At 70.7% G+C, this 18,513-nt stretch carries 8 protein-coding genes; all 8 read right to left on the bottom strand.

All coding sequences use genetic code 11. The features are described from left to right. Positions 1–107 precede the first annotated feature (107 nt). The 8 genes from ABZY44_RS08340 to mfd all read right to left on the bottom strand — a co-directional run bounded on the left by ABZY44_RS08340 (position 108) and on the right by mfd (position 18,477). On the bottom strand, positions 108–509 hold the full coding sequence (locus ABZY44_RS08340; RefSeq protein ID WP_356651214.1) for a hypothetical protein: 402 nt from the start codon (positions 507–509) through the stop codon (positions 108–110). Positions 510–767: 258 nt separating this feature from the next. Continuing rightward, entirely contained in the window at positions 768–1,193 is a 426-nt protein-coding gene (locus ABZY44_RS08335) for a hypothetical protein (RefSeq protein ID WP_356651212.1), read from the bottom strand. An 84-nt stretch (positions 1,194–1,277) separates the two neighbouring features. After that, on the bottom strand, positions 1,278–11,228 hold the full coding sequence (locus ABZY44_RS08330) for a LamG-like jellyroll fold domain-containing protein (protein ID WP_356651210.1): 9,951 nt from the start codon (positions 11,226–11,228) through the stop codon (positions 1,278–1,280). Between the two features lie 233 nt (positions 11,229–11,461). After that, positions 11,462–12,067, bottom strand: coding sequence for a BMP family ABC transporter substrate-binding protein (locus tag ABZY44_RS08325; protein WP_356651208.1), 606 nt, complete (start codon positions 12,065–12,067; stop codon positions 11,462–11,464). Further along, positions 12,064–12,408: a hypothetical protein gene (locus tag ABZY44_RS08320; RefSeq protein WP_356651206.1), complete on the bottom strand. Its 345-nt coding sequence runs from the start codon at positions 12,406–12,408 to the stop codon at positions 12,064–12,066. Before ABZY44_RS08320 ends, ABZY44_RS08325 begins: the two co-directional genes overlap by 4 nt. Before the next feature lie 113 nt (positions 12,409–12,521). After that, positions 12,522–14,027, bottom strand: a complete 1,506-nt coding sequence (locus ABZY44_RS08315; protein ID WP_356651204.1) for a serine/threonine-protein kinase — start codon at positions 14,025–14,027, stop codon at positions 12,522–12,524. Beyond that, positions 14,024–14,620 (bottom strand): hypothetical protein, encoded by a 597-nt coding sequence (locus ABZY44_RS08310; RefSeq protein WP_356651202.1) that lies wholly within the window; start codon positions 14,618–14,620, stop codon positions 14,024–14,026. The genes ABZY44_RS08315 and ABZY44_RS08310 overlap by 4 nt, the downstream gene beginning before the upstream one ends. Before the next feature lie 311 nt (positions 14,621–14,931). Then, positions 14,932–18,477, bottom strand: coding sequence for a transcription-repair coupling factor (gene mfd / locus ABZY44_RS08305; protein WP_356651200.1), 3,546 nt, complete (start codon positions 18,475–18,477; stop codon positions 14,932–14,934). Positions 18,478–18,513: the final 36 nt, after the last annotated feature.

The following is an 18,513-nucleotide window of genomic DNA, read 5'->3' as shown; positions in this document are numbered from 1 at the left end:
CCGATCTGGAATCCGCCAGCGCCTAGGTAGCTGAACGGGCCGGTCACGTCGCTGCCTGACAGGGTCACGCCTGCGGGCGCGTACTCCCGGCCCTCACCGTCGGGGGGTTACTTGACCGGGCCCAGGCAGAGGACGAACTTCTCCTCTTCCCACTGCTGCGCGAGGGCGGCCTCGGTGACCTCGCCGCAGGCGTTGACGTCGAAGGTGTCGTCGACGACCTTGACGACCTTGTAGTTGGCGTCCTTGTCTCCGCAGTCCTTCGTCGACACCTTGGGGTCGGTGTCGCTGCCGGTCACCTGCACGCAGTCGCCGGCCTTGGCGTGCACGGGGGCGTTGAAGAAGTAGGAGATGCCGAACTTCACCGCGACGGCGACCACGAGCAGGGCGACCACCCGGAGGACCTTCTTGCCCTTGCCGCCCTTCTGCGCGGGCGCGGCGGGCGCGGCGCCTTCGGCGGGCTGCGGGAAGGGCTGGGGGTCGACAGGGTGCGGCGGAGGCGGGGTGGCCATGGGTTGTCCTCTAAGGAGATGAGTCATCGAACGCGCGTACGCTACACGCCCCGACATGCCCAAACCGGACCATCAACCTCCGCTCACCGATGAGATGCAGAGTCGTGATCCCGCCGTGTCGGCGGACCCGGACCGACCGGTGCGGCACGCTGCGTGCCGATCGGCCCCGACGCGAAAGGACCGGCCCGACCGCGATGCGGCCGGACCGGTCCCTTGCTGTGCGGGCCACCCCCTCGGGGGTGGGGGAAGAGGGGGGAGCTACTTCACCGGCTTCGCGGTGAACTTGCAGTGGTAGGCGTAATCGGGGTCCCCGACCGACCAGTGCAACTGGATCTCCTCGGCGCTCCCGCGCACCTCGAGGTCGAAGCCCCGGTCCCCCAGATAGAGGCTCAGTTCCTGCGGCGAGACGCCTTCCACGGCGCGGGCCAGCCGCCACGTCCCGCTCCCCGAGACCAGCTCCGGCTTCGTGCCCACTCCCTTGAAGTCCACGGGGAAGTCCTTGGCCGTGAACGTGTGGTCCTCGCTCACGTCGAGGCCGGCCCCGCAGTCACCGGCCCAGGCTCCGGTCAACTGGTCTTCCGTGACATGAGGTGCGGCAGGAGAACCGAAAACCCCGCAAGCCGTCACGGCCAGCAGAGCCACGCACACGCCGGCCACACCGAACCCTCGCTTGCCGATCAACACGATAAACAACTCCTTGGTGTTCTGCTCTTGGCGCTCGGGCGGCTCTCCGAAAAGGACCGGAGAGCCGCCCGGTGTTCCCTTGCCCTACTTCAGACTGATCGTTTCGCTCCACTTGATCGTCTGGGTCTTCGGTGAGAACCGGCCCGTCGCGTAATCCTTGTTGAGCGGGGCCGCGATGTGCTTGTCCCACCACGGGCTGTATCCGCCGAACACGGGAGCCGTATGCGTGGCCGAGTTCATGTCGCTCTCGTTGGCGACCGAGAAGGAGACGTTCGCCTTCCCGCTCGCCTTGTCGATCGAGGTGACCGTGTACTTCAGCGTGTAGGAACCGAGGAACGCGGCTGAGGAGTTGGTCGTGAAGTCCTTGTAGAGCTTCTGCAAGGAGTTCCCCTCCTCGGTCGACGTGCCGAGGCTGTGATGGCTCTGCTTCTCCTTGCCGAGCATGTCGGTGTCGCCGTCCTTTATCTGGTCGGCGATCTTCTGCTTGGTGTTCTGCACATGGTAGTGCTGCATCAGAATCTGGGTGAACCGGTCGCCCTCGTCGAAGTCCCGGTGCGCGGGACCGGTTCCCTTGACCCATTCGAATCCGAGGTCGAATCCGGTCGGGTCCTCAGGGGTTCCGAACGCCTCGGGGTGATCCCTGCGTATCTTCGGCTCCGCGGCGATGATCTTGTCGGCCGCATTGTCGAATCCCGCGTGCACACCTGCGATCCACACCTTGGCGACGAGGTTGCCCGCGGTCTCCTTGGCCTTCGCGGTGACCTTCTTCGCCGCCGAGACGGCGCTCTTCTTGACCGCTCTGGTGACCTTCTTGGCCTTGCTGACCGCCCTGTTCACGGCCTTCCTGACCGACGCCGCGGCCCGGACGACCCTCTTCTTGACCTGCTTGTAGACCTTGCGGGCGTAGTTCCTGACCCGCTTGTAGGTGCGTTGGACGTACCGCTTGGCCTTCCGGACACTGTCGTTCACGTACCGCACGGCCTTCCTGACCTGCCGGTACGCGCTGTACACCTTCTTCTTGACGGCCTTCTTGATCTGCCGCGCCGCCTGCTTGACGCTCGCGGCGGCGTGGTGAACGGCCGCGACGGTCGTGTGGTAGGCCGACGTCACCTTCTTCGTGACCTTCGACGCGGCCTTCTTGACGGCCTTCTTCGCCCACTCGAACCAGTGGCCCGTCGGGTCGACACCCGTCATCGGGTTGCCGTTGGCGTACGCGTAGCGGTTCGCGTTCACCGAGACCGGCAGGGGGTTCTGCGCCATCGTGTCGCGGCTGTTGAACTGGCCGGTCTGCGGCGAGTACCAGCGTGCGGCCATGTTGACCTTGGACGTCTCCGGGTCGGTCCAGCCGGACTGGTAGCCCAGCTGGCCGATCATCCCCTGCGAGGCCACGGTCCTGCCGAACGGCGAGTAGGCCGTCGAACCGGTCAGTGCCTCACCCGAGGCTGTGAACTGCCCCACCACGTCGGTGTGGAGGTCGGTCAGTGCCAGCACGGCCGACGTGGCCGTCTTCACTCCGATCAGGGAGCCGTCCGCGTCGCGGCTGTAGGACGTCATGCCGTCCGAGGCCACGTCGTTCCCGGCGCCGCTGTACTGGAACGAGTACAGCGGACCCGAGTTCGGCTCGCTCGCGCTCAGCGCCCGGTCGATGCCGTCGTACGCGTAGGTGCGCTCGCCCTCGTTGATCACACGGTTGAAGGCGTCGGCCTTGAGGGAGGTCTGCAGGCCTCCCGCGTCCGTCACCGAGCTCATCGTGCCGCGGGCCGTGTACGTGTACGTGCTGTGCCCGTCCGACGAGAGCCGGTTGCGGGCGTCGTAGGTGTAGGTGTCGTTGCCGACGCGGGTCCGGTTCCCGGCCCCGTCGTAGCCGTAGGTCTCCGTCGCCGTGCCGTTGTTCCAGGACGACAGACGGTCCGCCCAGTCGTAGGTGTAGGTGTGGGTGGACGTACCCGCGGCGCCGGTCGTCGTCTTCGACGTCTCGTTGTCGTTCTCGTCCCACCCGTAGGTGAGGGAGGTGAGCTGCTGGCCCGTGGGCGAGGTCAGCTTGTCGCTGACGAGCCGGTGCAGGGCGTCGTAGCCGTAGGCCCGCTTGGACTTCCCGGCCCCGTAGTCGACCGTCGTGACGTTGTTGTTGACGTCGTAGCCGTAGGTCAGCTCCGTGCCGGTGACACCGTCGGCGACCGTCTTCAGCCGGCCCGCCGTGTCGTACCCGTAGGTCGACGTGCCCGACGCGTCCGTCCGTGAGGTCATCGCCCCGTCGCCGTTCCAGGCGAAGGACGAGGAACCCGAGGGGCCCGCCGCGGACAGCAGCAGACCGCGGTCGTCGTAGGAGAAGGTGTTCTTCTCCGTGCCCAGACCCGCGACGGCGGTGACCCGGTCCTCCGCGTTGTAGTCATAGGTGTGGTCGACCGTCTCGGCCTCCGCGCCCGTGCCCTTCTGCCGGATCAGCCGGCTCTTGGCGTCGTAGTCGTGGGTGACGACCACGCCGCCCGGCGCGCGCAGTTCCTTGACCCGTCCCGCGCCGTCGTACGTCGTGGTGAAGGTGCGGTCCGCCGCGTCCGGGTGGGCCGGCGTCGACGGCTCGATCGAGGACTCCGGGAGGCCCCACGCGTTGTACGTCGTCAGGAACGGATTGCCGCGGCCGTCGGTGAAGCGCGTGCGGTTGCCCGCCGCGTCGTATCCGTAGGTCGTGGTGATCGACTCGGTCGCGGAGACCGGCTCGACCGCCTTGGTGACCAGCCCCGACGCGTCGACCGTGAGGGTCTTGGTGTGCCCCCGGTAGTCGGTCACCGACAGCGGGTTGCCCGCACGGTCGTACGTGGAACCGCTGGTGCGCAGCACGGTGCCCGTCGCGTTCAGGTCCCGGGTGCCCGTGAGCTGCCCGAACCCGTCGTACGTGTTCTTGGTGCTGGTGCCGTCCGGGTCGGTCGAGGTGAGGACCTGGCCGTCCGAGTCGTAGGTGAAGGTGGACTTGTTGCCCGCGGCGTCGGTCGTCTCGGTGACCTCGCCCAGGACGTTGTACTTGTACGACTGCGAGACACCGGTCGGGCTCACGGTCCGGGACAGCTCGCCGCCCGGGGCGTCGTACTCGTTGATCGCGGTGAACGCGCGCTGCGTCGGCTGGCGCACGATGTCCGTGCTGGTGACGGGGCGTCCCAGGTAGTCCCAGGTGGTCTCCTTGCGGGAGCCGTTCGGTCCGGTCACCGACAGCTCGTCGCCGTTGGTGTCGTAGGTGAACTTCGTCGTGCCGCCGCCGGGGTCCGTGACCGAGGCCAGGTCGCCGAGCTGCGTGTACGTGAAGGTGGTGCGGGCACCCAGCGGGGTGACCTCCGCCGTGAGCTGGCGGGAGGCGTCGTACTCCTTCCAGGCCGTGGCCGTGATCGGCGTCGTGGATCCCGGCGCCGTGTAGTTCGGCGCGGTCGTCGAGGTCTCGTTGCCCTCGGCGTCGTACGCGGTGACCACGACGTTGCCCAGCGGGTCGGAGGACTCGGTCTGCTCGCCGAAGGTGTTGTAGCCGGTCATCGACACGGGCCGGACGGAGACCGGGGCCCCGCCGTTCTGCTCGGTGCTGATGAGCGGCTCCGTGACGGTGGTCTGCCGGCCCGCCTCGTCGTGGCCGTAGTCGGTGGTGAAGCCGTTGGCGTTGGTCGCCGACACCGGCAGTCCGCGCTGGTCCAGCTTCCAGGTGTTGGTGCGGACGGAGCTGCCCGCGGCCGGCAGGGTCCCGCCCTTCACCGCGGAGACCTGCGCCGCGGTGAGCGCCTCGCCGTAGACCTGGACGTCGTCGATGCCGCCCTTGTACTCGTAGTCGTACTGCGAGCCGTACTTGTGTCGGCCGATCTGCAGGGGGCCGGTCGCCTCCCAGGGGGAGCTGTACGGCACTTCCTGGGCGAGCGTGCCGTTGACGTACAGGCGCAGTTCGGCGTCCTGGGCGTCGTACACGCCGACGAGGTGGGTCCAGGCGCCGGCGACCGCCGCGGACGGTGCGGACACCGCCCGGTCGTAGGCCAGCGGTGTCGCGTCCGCCCGGGGCCGGGCGAACGCCCAGCCGGTGCCGGCCGCGTAGTACAGCACGAAGCCGTACACGTTCCGGCCGTCCTGGGACAGCACGGTCCGGCCGGTGGTGAGGTCGTCCAGCTTGGCCCAGGCGGACACCGTGAAGCTGCCGCCCGTGTTGACGGCCGGCCCGGAGGTCTGCGCGTAGGAGTTGACGTCGCCGTCCAGGACCGCGCTGCCCGCCCTGTCGGTGTTCCAGTGCAGGCCGGTGCCGTGGGTGGCGGTGTTGTTGGCGCCCGAGGAGTCGCCGGCGGAGAAGCCCGTCGTCTCGTCCAGCTTGTAGCGGGCCACCGGGGCCGTCGTCCCGTCGTGGACCGTGGTCCCCGTGACGTTGCCGAGGCTGTCGTGCAGGGTGTCCTTCGTGCTGACGTCACCCGTCGCCGGGTCCGTCTCGGTCTCCGACACGACGCGGTCGTCCGGGTCGTAGGAGACCTTCGTCGTCCGGGCGAACCCGGCCGGGTCCATGACCGACGACGCCGTCCGGTCGGCCGCGTCCACCGCGAAGGTGTTCGTGGTCCGGCCGTCGTTGGTCACCTGCTGGATCAGGTTGCCGGCCGCGTCGTAGGTGTTGGCCTGCTCCGTGAACGACTTGCCGGACTGCGGGTCCTTGCGGACCACGGTGGCCGACAGGCCGTCGTCGGTGTAGGTGTGCGACGTCACCCAGCCCATCGCGTCGGTGACCGACGCGAGGCGCCCGGCCGGGTCGTACGCCCGTGACTCCTGGACCAGGGTGGCCGGGGCCGACGGGTTGTTCGGGTCGCCCGTGTGGTTCAGCAGGCTGCTGGTGAGCGGGCGGCGTTCGCCGTCGTAGGTGGTGGTGGTGACGTTCCCGAGGGCGTCCGTCTCCTTGGTCTTGTTGCCGTATCCGTCGTACACGTACGACGTGGTGTCACCGGCCGGGTCCGACTTGGTCTCCAGCAGGTTGTTCGCGTTGTACGTCATCGTCGTCGTACGCGCCGCGTCGCCGCCCGTCAGGTCGGAGACCGTCTGGGACAGGATGTTGCCGTCGGCGTCGAACGCCGTGGTCGTCCTGGCCTGGTGCACCGCGCCGGTGACCCGGTTGGTGACCGCGGGTGCGGTCTGGGTGACGACCTGGTCGTTCTTGTCGTAGGTCTGCGTCGTGGTCAGGCCCGCGGGCTGGGCGTCGGACGTCTCGGTCGTGGAGAGCTGCCTGCCGAGGTTGTCGTAGGCGGCCTTCGTCCTGGCACCGTTGGCGTCGGTGGTCTCGGCGAGGTCGCCGTTGGCGAAGTACGTGTACGACGTCTTCCTGCCGCCCGGCGTCGTCACCTCGGACAGCAGGCCGGCCGGCGTCACCGCGGCGCCGCCCTCGGCCGCCGGGGTGGTGGCCGTGGTGTAGGCGGTGGTGGTGGTGCGGCCGCCGGGGTGACCGGGCACCGGCGGGGTCGTCACGGAGGTGAGCTTGCCGCCCGTGTCGTAGGTGTAGCTGGTCAGATAGGTGTTGTCCGTCGGGCCCGAGGAACGGCCGTCGCGCTCGGTGAGCATCAGGTCGTTGCGCAGGTCCATCGGCGGGAACGCCGTGGTCGCGTCGGGGTAGTAGGTGTAGTAGTCGGTCGAGCACTTGTTGGCGGCCGTGTCCTGGCAGCTGGTCTTGGAGACCGTGTTGCCGCGGATGTCGTGGCCGGTGATGCTGCGGTTGCCGTTGGCGTCGGTCACGGTGTGCAGGAAGCCCGCCGTGTCGTAGCCGTACGTCGTCCGCTTGCCCTCGGTGTCGACCGCTGCGAGCAGGCGGTTGCCCAGTTCCGCGTCGTACACGTAGGTCAGGGTCTTGTTGCCGGGGTCGGTGAGCGTGACCGTACGCACGGGGGCGACGCCGGCGGACGCCTTGTAGGCGGACCAGTGGCGCGTGACGTCGTCGGCGGTCAGGCCCTTGGAGTGGACCGCGACCTCGGCGATGGAGCCGGTGAAGAAGCTGACGTCACCCGGAGAGCTGGCCCACTTGCTGAAGCCGGCGCCGATGAACGTCCGCGACGTCGTCTGGTCGTCCGGCACGCCCGTGCAGGTGCCCTGCTTGGCACCGTCGAGGTAGAGCGTCTGCGTGGTGCCGGCCGCCGAGACGACCGCGTGGTGCCAGGTGTCGTCGGTGACGGAGGCGGCGGAGGCGAGGTTGGCGGCGCCGTTGCAGCTGGTGCTCCACCAGTGGCCGCGCAGCTTGCCGTCCGCTCCGACGTAGAGCATGTCGCTCCACGAGCCGCCCACTCCCGCCGGGTCGTTGGGTGCCCGGGTCTGGTCGCTCATGATCACGCCGGGCTTGGTGGTCTTGAACCACAGCTCGACCGAGCGGTCCGCCTTCGTGTGCAGCGGCCCGTACGGCACCTCGACGAAGGAGCTGGTGCCGTTGAACTGCACGGCCGTGGCGTCACCGGTGCCGAACGGTCCCGCCACGCCCTGCGTGACGGTGTTGTACGTGCCGAAGCCGGTGTGCAGCTCGTTGGCCGCCTGCGCCGCGCCCTGCGTGTCGTCCAGACGCCAGTAGCCGGCGGGGGCGGAGCCCATCACGGCCGAGCGGTAGACCTGCGAGGAGCCGGTGACGGTCGCCGGGTTGAGCTTCCAGGTGCCGCCGTTGCCGTCGGTGGCCTGGAGGACCAGGTCGTCGGCGGTGCCGTACGAGACCGACGCCTGGGTCTTGCCGCCCGGCGTGGTGATCTTCTGCAGCAGACCGGCGGACCGCTTGGCGGCCTGGTACTGGGCGCCGATGACGTCCGCGGTGAGCGGCTCGGTGTAGATCGCGGCCTCGGCCAGCTGGCCGGAGAAGTGGCCGAGCTGGTCGGCGGCGTTCATCGCGGGCCAGCCGCGGTTGTTCACGCCCGCGCCCAGCGAGATGTACGGGGTGTTCCAGTCCTTGATCTGGCCGGTCTTGCTGCCCTGCGCGGCGCCGTCCAGGTAGAGGGTCTGGGTGTTGCCCGCGCCGGTGAGGGTCGCCTGGTGCCACTGCCCGTCGTCGACGGAGGCGGCCGAGGTGATCGTGGTGGCGCAGGTGCCCGTGGCCAGGCAGCCGCGCAGCTTGCCGTCGGTGCCGACGTACAGCGCCGGAGTGTTGAAGGCGGTGCTGCCCACCGGGTCGGTCGCGCTCAGCGGCTTGTCACCGTAGTAGAAGAGGACACCGCCCGCCTGGGTGGTCTTGAACCACAGCGAGATCGTCGTGTACGAGGGCGTGGCGCCGGGGGCGCTCGGCATCTCGACGTACGACGTCGTTCCGTTGAAGGTGGCCGTCTTCTGGGTGGAGCCGGCCAGCGGGCCGGAGCCGCCCAGGGTCACGTTGCGGTAGAGGCCGTTGTACTTGCCCTGGTTGGTGTCGACGGTGTCCTTGGAGACCGTCGATCCCGCGGCCTCGCCGAGCCGCCAGTACGCGTAGGGGTCGGCGTCCAGCACCGTCGTGCGGTGGTGGTTGCCGGTGGCGTACGTGTAGACCTGGCACTTGGACGGGTCGGCGGGCGGGCACACCTTGGCGAGCTGGTCGCCCGTGTAGCTGTACTGCCAGGTCTGGACCGTGCTGGAGTCCCCGGTCTGCGACGGGTCGGTGGCCACGGTGGCCACGTGCGGGACGGCGGCTCCGGCCGGGGTGGACCAGGCCAGCGTCAGCGAGCGGCCGGCCGTCGTGTTGGTGATCTTCGTCAGCTGCCTGGACGCGTTGTAGGTGAACGTCTCGGCCCGGCCCGCGAAGTCCACGATGCCGGATATCGCGTAGACGCCGCTCTTCCCGGTCGCCTGCGTGAAGGAGTAGGCCGTGAAGTCCTTGTCGGTCAGCTTGTACCCGCCGCTCACCGACGCCAGCCGGGCGTAGCGGCCCGGCGGGGGCACGAAGGTCCCGTCGCTGTTGCGCCCGAATCCGACCTGCTCACCGCCCGGGTAGGTCATCACGACGCCGGTGACCGTACCCGCGCCGTCCTTGGTCTCGGCCGCCTTCATGTCGACGACCGTGGACCAGCCGGCGCCGAAGGCGCTGTCGATCCGCGGATCGATGCTGTTGTACGAGCGGTCGACCTCGAGCGACGGTCCCACGACGGGTATGTCCGCGTCGGTGTCCTCGGTGGTGTAGTTGCCGTCGGACGGGTCGAACTCGTGGCCGTCGGTGTTCTGGGCCAGACCCGAGGTGACGGGGGGCTGCGCCACCGTGGTGGAGAAGCGGCTCGCCGAGTACATCACCGAGTCGTAGCCGTCGGCGACGCTCACGTACCAGACGTAGTTCTTGCTCCAGCTGAGCTTGCCCGCGGGGACCTTCCAGGACCGCTCGGCCGTGAGACCGGACGTGGCCACGGGGGTGGAGCTCCCGCTGTCTGCGTCGTACACCTCGAAGGCGTAGGTCAGCGCCTGCGGCCAGTTGTCGGCGTCGCTCGCGTAGACGAGCAGCTCCGGCTGGAGGGTGTGGGCCTGGAAGTTCTCCGGCGGGTACTGGGCGTTGACCTGGGGCTTGGTGTTCGCCGTGTAGGTCAGGTCCAGGGCGGGCCGCCAGCCGGCGGTCGCCGAGTTGTCGGAGTGGAACTTCTTCCAGTGCAGGCCGTCGCCGGTCGGCGCGCTCAGGGCGAGGCCGTAGTTGGCGCCGCCGGTGGCCACCTGGTCGAACCAGGCGGTCGACAGCGCGACCGGCATCTTCACACCGACGGTGCTCGCGCCGCTGGTGTTGGTGCAGGACGCACCGGGCGCGGCCGTGGCGGTGCCGATGGCCGCGCCGAAGGCCGGGCCGGGATAGCCCGTGACGCCGGAGGGCGTCCAGGACTGCGTGACCGGGTGGACCGAGAACGGCTCCGCGGTGCAGGTCGCGGACCAGAGCGCGTAGACGTTCAGGGTGGCGGCGGTGACGCGCTGCCCGGCGAGGGTGGTGCCCAGGGAGGAGAACTGCAGGAAGGAGTTCGCCTTGTTGGTGCCGGAGTCGTACGAACCGACCTTGATCTGGCTCTCGGTGGAGTGGTCGCCGGAGATCGTGTTCTGCGTGTACGTGGAGTTGCTGGCGGTGACGGTGGGGTCGACGGTCACCGGGTAGACCCGCTCGGGAGCGTCCAGCCAGGCGCGGTTCGCGGTCATCCGCAGCGCCGGCTTGCCGTCCACGCTCGTCAGCTCGAAGTCGACGGCCCGGGACTGGGCGGCGTCCCCCGAGCGCTGATCGATCTTGGAGTCCTCCATGAACGCGTGCGGGACGGTGGCGGTCACCTTGCCGTCGGCGTCGGTGAACTCCACGTCCCCGTCGGCCGCGATCCGCGGCGTCAGGCCCTTGGCGTCCAGCAGGAAGGTCCAGGAGTTCGCGGCCTTCGCGGAGCGGAGGACGAGATTCTCCTTGAAGCCCTCGGCGAGCGGTACCAGCTGCACGTCGGTGTCGGGCAGCACTCCGGCGTAGGTCACGGTGCCGTCGGCCGCCACGGCCGGCGTGGCCCCGGCGGCGCCGCGCAGGGCGTACGCGAAGGAGCGGCCCGAACCGAAGTCGATGGAGGCGAGCTGCCGGTCGGCGGCGTTCGGGGCGAACTCGACGTCGAGCGAGTTGGACCGCTCCTGGAGCCGGCCGTCCGTGTCCGCTACCAGAGCGGTGTCGATCGGCTTCCAGGTGCCGTCGCCGGCCTCGAAGTTGGTCCGGCCGGGGAAGTGACGGACGGTGGTGGAGCCGTCGGCGTTGACGTAGAGGTCGGAGGTCGCCGTGGACTTCTTGGCGTCCCGCTTGCTGGTGCGGGCGTCGAAGCTCTCCGCCGACCCGCGGGCCGCTCCGGTCGTGACCGTCCCGGGCTGTTCGGTGTGCCGTTCGTACGGGTCGAGTTCGCCCTTGCCCTTGCCGGGCGTGCGGCCTGCGCCGCCCTTGGCCCGGGTGGCGTCGGCCGGGGCCCGGTGGCCCTTGCCCCGGGCGGTGCCGCCCTGCTGGTCGGGGGTGTCCAGCGGGGACGTGCTCATCCAGCCCAACATGCTGGACAGGGACAGTTCGGGCATGCTCAGCGCCGGGAGCGTGGCGCCACTGGCCGCCGCCGTCTCGGTCGTGAGCATGCAGGAGAAGGACAACAGGACGGAGAGAGCGGCGGCCCTCGCTCTTCGCCTACCGGGACGACCCGGTGGGAAGAGGCGAGGGCTACGGACCCAACTGAGACGCATGGGCAGGCCTTTACTTACGCGATGCCGACAAAGCTTCGCGAGACTGCCCGACCGAGGAATGTAACTGATAGTCAGGAACTGCGTTTTTATATGATCTTTACTCGCCCTGCGGAACCGATGCCCGAGCGTTACACTCCCGAGGTCTTCACGGCCCGTCGGATCGCTTCGGCCACGCTCTCCTCGAGTCCGTCACCGGACTTCGCCACCGTGACGTTCCCGGCGCTGCGCGAGCCGTCGACCACGACGAAGTGCGCCTTGGGATGGTCCTTCGCCCCCGCCTGCGCGACCTCCACCTGCGCGGCGCCGACCGCCAGCACCACGTCGCACTGGCGCTGCATCAGGCTGTTGAAGAACGGCAGGGCGTTCGCGGCCGACGGCTCCCCGACGACCGGGACGTAGGTGGCCCGGGTGTGGGTCTCCAGCGAGGCCTTCTGCATCCCCTCCCACACCGGAGCGGCGGCGGCGCCGCCCACGATGCCCTTCTCGTCCGTCAGCAGACAGGCGTCGAACTCCTTGTACTGGCGCGCCCTCGGGTCGGGCGGACCGTCCTGCCCGCCACCGGCGAACATCCAGACCCCCACCAGGGCGAGCACCAGCGCCGCGGCGCCGCCCGCCGTCCACCCCGCGCGGCCGCGCGGCGCGCGGGCCGCTTTGGCCAGTACCCGTCCGAGGAGCGCCCCGTTGCCGGGCGTGGCTTCTTCGGCCCGGTTTCGCCACGTGCGCCGGGTCTTCATCGGGGGTCCGCCGGCTGCCGCTTGACGGACAGGCAGTGCACGGCGGCGCCGGCCGTGGAGAAGGCCACCAGCAGGAAGTCCGCACCGGCCTGCCAGCCCTCGGTCTCCACCGGCGTGAGCGCGAGCTGGAACCACCAGCCGACCATGGCGGCGGTGAAGACGAGCGCGGTCAGCCAGTCGGCCCGGGTACCCCGGCGCCAGGCGATGACCAGCGAGGGAAGCCCGCCCAGCAGGCCCAGGCTCAGCACCGGCACGGTCGCCAGCAGAACCCTGGCGAGCAGGCCGGGAAGAGCCCCGTCCCCGGGCTGGGCCGCACTCTCGTCGGCGACGGCGTCCTTCACGATCGACTACCTCTCGGGGAACGTGTTGACCAACACGGATGCACAGGACGCCGTACGGTACACCGCGCGGCGGAATCTGCCGTTCCCGGGGGCTCGGCCGGTCGCCGGCGGCCTCAGCGCACCTGAGCCAGCCAGTGCAGGGTGCGCCGGACCTCCACGGAGAAGGGGTGCGCGGGCCCGTGCACGCGCTCCGCGTCGAAGAGGAGGCGGGAGAGGGTGTCGTGGGCCGCCGGGCGGTCGCCGAGGGACAGCAGCAGGTGCGCCATGCGGCGGCGGACCTCCAGCGGGAGGCCCGGATCCGGGTTCGCGTAGTGGTTCTCGAAGAACGGCAGCAGCGACCGGTACTCGGCGAGGGCGGCCGCGGGTTCCCCGAGCTGTTCCAGGCACTGGGCCACGTCGTAGCGAAAGCGCAGGGACCTCGGGTCGCCCGCCGGGAACTCCTCCGCCAGGCGGCGCAGTTCGGGCAGGGCGCGGCGGTACTGGCCGTCGTCCATCAGCGTGGCCGCGTACTGCTTGCGCAGGGTGCGGACCACCGTGGAGCGTTCGCCGTGCTGCTCGGCCGCCGCCGGGAGGATGCCGCCGAGGATGTCCACGGCCTGGGTCAGCCGGCCCTGGTCGAGGAGCTTCTTCGCCTCCTCCACGGCCGCGGGGACGTCCGCGCGCGGCTTCGGCGGGGCGGCCGGCCGCGGTGGGATCACGGTGGCGCGGTCGGGCCAGGGGGCCTGGGGGCGCAGGAAGGGGCGGGTCGGGTCGAGCGCCCCGGTGGGGGCTCCGGAGCCGCGGTGGGGCAGCAGCGGCACGAGGGCCGCGTACACCTCCTGCGCGGAACCGGGCCGGTCCTGCGGGTCCTTGGCCAGGAGCCGCAGGAGGAGCGCCTCCAGCGGCTGCGGGATGTCGGGGCGGGACGGGCGGACCGGGAGCGGGGGCTCGTAGAGGTGGCGGTGGAGGACGCCGAGGGCGGTGGACCCGGCGAAGGGCACGTTGCCGGAGAGTAGTTCGTAGAGCACCACGCCGAGCGCGTAGAGGTCGGTGTGCGGGCCGACGGCGCCGCCCATGGCCTGCTCGGGGGCCATGTACGCGGGACTGCCGATCGGGGTACCGGTGCTGGTGAGGCGGGTGGTGTCGGTGTCCATCACCGAGGCGACGCCGAGGTCCAGGACCAGTACGGTCCCGTCGGGGCGGACCATCACGTTGCGCGGCTTGAGGTCCCGGTGCACGATCGGCACCGCGTGCACGGCCGACAGCACCGAGCACAGCTGCGCGATCACCGAGACCGCCCAGGTCCACGGGTAGGGATCGTGGCGCGCGAGGTGGTCGGCGAGGTCGGTGCCCTCGACGTACTGCATGACGAGGTACAGCTCGTCGCCGTCGTTGCCCGCATCGTGCACGGTGACCAGCCCGGGGTGGTCCACCTGGGCCGTGACCCGGCATTCGCGCACGAAGCGGCGGCGCAGTTCGTCGGCCACGGAGCCCGGTCCGGCCACCTTGTCGGGGCGCAGCAGCTTGACCGCGACACGGCGGTCCAGGCGCTGGTCGTACGCCGTCCAGACCTGGCCCATGCCGCCCTGGCCGAGGACGGCCGCGAGCCGGTAGCGGTCTCCGATGAGCCGGTCCGTCACTGGCGGGGGCCCTCGTGGTGGGGAGGCTGCTGCTTGCGCAGGAGCTCGCTGAGCTCGTCGAGCTCGGCGCGGACCTGCCCGATGCGCGGCGGCTGCGGCGGGGCGGGCGTGGGCTCGGGGGTCCGCGGGGGCGCCGGCTGCGGGCCGGTCTGCGGGTAGCCGTAGGAGGGGCGCGTCTCACGGCTCGGCTGCTGGGGCGGCAGGTAGGGGGAGGCGGGCTGCGGGTACCACCCTGCGACGGCCGCGGCCCTGCGCGCCTCGTGGTGGCGGATGTCGGCGACGAGGTAGTACACGCACACCCCGAGGCCGGTCAGGATCGTGCCGATCGCGCCGGTGTTGGCCTGCCAGCCGGAGTTGTCGGGGGTCGTGTCGGCCGCGGACAGCGTCGTCCAGAGCACCGCGCCCGCGCCGGACGCCGCCGTCAGCCACCAGTCCCGGGGTGTGCGGGTGACCAGCGCGAGCCGCAGCATCGTTCCCCAGGCGAGCAGGCCGCAGCTCAGGACGGGCAGCAGCGTGAACAGCACACGAAGCGCCATCACGCCCCCGGAATCGGGCTGGTGACCGTGGGGCGGCGGGGTGCCGGGGCCGTGCATCGCTGCTCCTGACGGGCCGTGCGGAGGAAGTTCTCGGGTCTGAGCGTATACAGCGTTTCCGGCCGGGAGTGAGGGGATGCGCTCAACCGTTGTACGGTCGCGGCCCGGTCGTACGCAAGGCCCGGGGAGCTCCGGTGAGCGAATGCCGCGAAAGGCGCGGAGCGCCGTAAACGGATCGCGGAACGAGCCGGCCCGACGGGACGGTCCCGGCGGACACGCGAAGGGCCGCGGCCGGGGACCGGACGGGTCCCCGGCCGCGGCCGTCGCCGTGTCCGGCGGGACCGGGCCGGCCGCGGCCGTGTCCCGCGGACCTACGAGCCGAGGATGGTGGCGAGGAACTCCCCCGTCCACCCCAGCAGTTCCCGTCCGACCAGCGGCTTCCCGCCCACCCGGGCCGTCTTCGGCCGGGGGACGAGCACCTGCGAGGCGGCCGGCTTGAGCACCGAGCCCGGGTAGAGCCGCTTCAGGCGCAGCTCCTGCGACTCACGCAACTCCACCGGACCGAAACGGATGTTGGGCCCCTGGAGGGTGATGTCGCCGACCCCGCAGGCACGGGCGAGCATCCGCAGTCCGGCCACCAGCAGCAGGTTCTCCACCGGCTCCGGCAGCTTGCCGTAGCGGTCGGTGAGTTCCTCGCGCACCGCCTTGACGTCGTCCTCGGAGTTGGCCGCGGCGATGGACCGGTACGCCTGCAGGCGCAGCCTCTCGCCCGGCGCGTAGTCGTGCGGGACGTGCGCGTCGACCGGCAGCTCGATCTTCACCTCCAGCGGCGGCTCCTCCTCCGGGCCGCCCTCGATCGCCGCCCGGTAGTCGGCCACGGCCTCGCCGACCATGCGGATGTACAGGTCGAAGCCGACACCCGCGATGTGGCCGGACTGCTCGCCGCCGAGCAGGTTGCCCGCGCCGCGGATCTCCAGGTCCTTCATCGCCACGTACATGCCGGCGCCCATCTCGGTGTGCTGGGCGATCGTCGCGAGCCGCTCGTGCGCGGTCTCGGTCAGCGGCTTCTCCGGCGGGTAGAGGAAGTACGCGTACCCGCGCTCGCGGCCCCGGCCCACGCGGCCGCGCAGCTGGTGGAGCTGGGAGAGCCCGAAGTTGTCGCCGCGCTCGACGATGAGGGTGTTGGCGTTGGAGATGTCGATGCCGGACTCGACGATCGTCGTGGAGACCAGGACGTCGAACTTCTTCTCCCAGAAGTCCACCACGACCTGTTCCAGGGCCTGCTCGGACATCTGGCCGTGCGCGGTCGCGATGCGTGCCTCCGGCACGATCTCGCGCAGCCTGGCGGCCGCCCGGTCGATGGACTCGACGCGGTTGTGGATGTAGAAGCACTGGCCCTCGCGGAGCAGTTCGCGGCGCACGGCAGCGCCGATCTGCTTCTCCTCGTACGGGCCGACGAAGGTCAGGACCGGGTGGCGCTCCTCGGGCGGGGTCGTGATCGTGGACATCTCGCGGATGCCGGTGACCGCCATCTCCAGGGTGCGCGGGATCGGGGTCGCGGACATCGTCAGCACGTCGACGTTGGCGCGCAGCTTCTTCAGCTGCTCCTTGTGCTCGACGCCGAACCGCTGCTCCTCGTCGACGATGACCAGGCCCAGGTCCTTGAACCTGGTCTCCTGCGAGAAGAGCCGGTGCGTGCCGATCACGATGTCCACGGAGCCCTCGCGCAGGCCCTCCAGCGTGGCCTTGGACTCGCTTTCGCTCTGGAACCGGGACAGCGCCCTGACCTTGACGGGGAATTGCGCGTACCGCTCGGAGAAGGTCCCGAAGTGCTGCTGCACGAGCAGGGTGGTCGGGACGAGGACGGCGACCTGCTTGCCGTCCTGGACCGCCTTGAAGGCGGCGCGCACCGCGATCTCGGTCTTTCCGTAGCCGACGTCTCCGCAGATCAGGCGGTCCATGGGGACCGATTTCTCCATGTCCTCCTTGACCTCGGCGATGGTGGTGAGCTGGTCGGGCGTCTCCGCGTACGGGAAGGCGTCCTCGAGCTCGCGCTGCCAGGGGGTGTCCGGGCCGAAGGTGTGGCCGGGGGCGGCCATCCGGGCGCTGTAGAGCTTGATCAGGTCGGCGGCGATCTCCTTGACGGCCTTCTTCGCGCGCGCCTTGGTCTTGGTCCAGTCGGCGCCGCCGAGCCGGTGCAGGGTCGGGGCCTCGCCGCCGACGTACTTGGTGACCTGCTCGAGCTGGTCGGTGGGGATGTAGAGCCGGTCGCCGGGCTGCCCGCGCTTGGCGGGCGCGTACTCGACGAGGAGGTACTCGCGCGTGGCGCCCTGCACGGTGCGCTGCACCATCTCCACGTAGCGGCCGACGCCGTGCTGCTCGTGCACGATGTAGTCGCCGACCCCCAGGGTGAGCGGGTCGATCGCCTTGCGCCGCCGGGTGGGCATCCGGCCCAGGTCCTTGCTGGCGGTGCGCTGCCCGGTCAGGTCGGTCTCCGTGAGGACGGCGAGCTTGAGGGCCGGGTCCACGAAGCCGTTGCCGAGGGAGCCGCACGTGACGTGGACGAGGGAGGGCTCCAGAGCGGCGAGGTCCGCGTCCAGGCGGGCCGCGATGCCCTCGCCGCCGAGCACCTCCACGGTGCGGGCGGCCGGGCCGTGGCCCTCGGTGAGGTAGACGGTGTGCCAGCCGTCGGCGATCCACGCCTTGGTGTCGGCGAGCGCCCGGGCGGTGTCGCCGCGGTAGGCCTCGGGGGCGTGCATGCCCAGGGTGAGGCTGTCGCTGCCGGCCGCCGCGTCCTCGTCGGCGGCGAACGGGGACACCGACCACCACATCATGCCGAGCTCGCGCGCGTGCTCGCGGACGTCCGCGATCCCCCGCAGCGAGGCCGCGCCCACGTCGATGGGGGCCTCGCCGCCGCCGGCGGTGGCCGCCCAGGAGGCCATCAGGAACTCCTGGGAGGTCGCCACGAGGTCGGAGGCGCGCGTGCGGACCCGCTCCGGATCACAGACGACGGCCATGGAGCCCGCGGGCATGACGTCGATCAGCAGCTCCATGTCGTCGACCAGGACCGGGGCGAGGGACTCCATGCCCTCCACCGCGATCCCCTCGGCGATCTTGTGCAGGAGTTCGCCGAGCTCGGGGTGCAGTTCGGCGAGGGCCGCGGCGCGCTCCCGCACCTGGTCGGTGAGGAGCAGTTCCCGGCAGGGCGGGGCCCACAGGCCGTGCTCGGCGATCTCCAGCGACCGCTGGTCGGCGACCTTGAAGTAGCGGATCTCCTCGACCTCGTCACCCCAGAACTCCACGCGCAGCGGGTGTTCCTCGGTGGGCGGGAACACGTCGAGGATGCCGCCGCGCACGGCGAACTCCCCGCGCTTCTCGACGAGCTCGACGCGCGCGTACGCGGCGGCCGCGAGCGCCTCGGTGACCTCGCCCAGATCGACGCTCTCTCCGTGCCGCAGATTCACCGGTACCAGGTCCCCGAGCCCCTTGACCTGCGGCTGGAGCACGGAGCGGATGGGGGCGACCACGATGGAGACGGGGCCCGCGGCGGGATCGTCCTTGCTCGGGTGGGCGAGTCGGCGCAGCACGGCGATCCGCCGGCCCACGGTGTCGCTGCGCGGCGAGAGCCGCTCGTGCGGCAGCGTCTCCCAGGACGGGAACTCGGCCACCTCGTCCTCGCGCCCCGGGGGCATCATCGACCGCAGCGCGGCGGCCAGGTCCTCGGCCTCCCGGCCGGTGGCCGTGACCGCGAGCACCGTCCGCTCGGTGCGGGTGGCCAGCGCGGCGATGGCGAAGGGCCGCGCGGCGGCCGGGCCGACCAGGTCCACGTGCATGCGGTTGCCGTCCCCGGCCGCGGTGACCGCCTCGGCGAGAGCGGGGTCCCGGGTGACGGCGTCGAGCAGTCCGTGCAGGCTCATGAAGCGGCTTTCCGTCCGGTGAGGTGCCGTGGGGCG

This window comes from Streptomyces sp. NPDC006544 (genome assembly GCF_040611715.1).
Lineage (GTDB): Bacteria > Actinomycetota > Actinomycetes > Streptomycetales > Streptomycetaceae > Streptomyces.
This window is presented reverse-complemented; position numbering and strand designations above follow the sequence as displayed.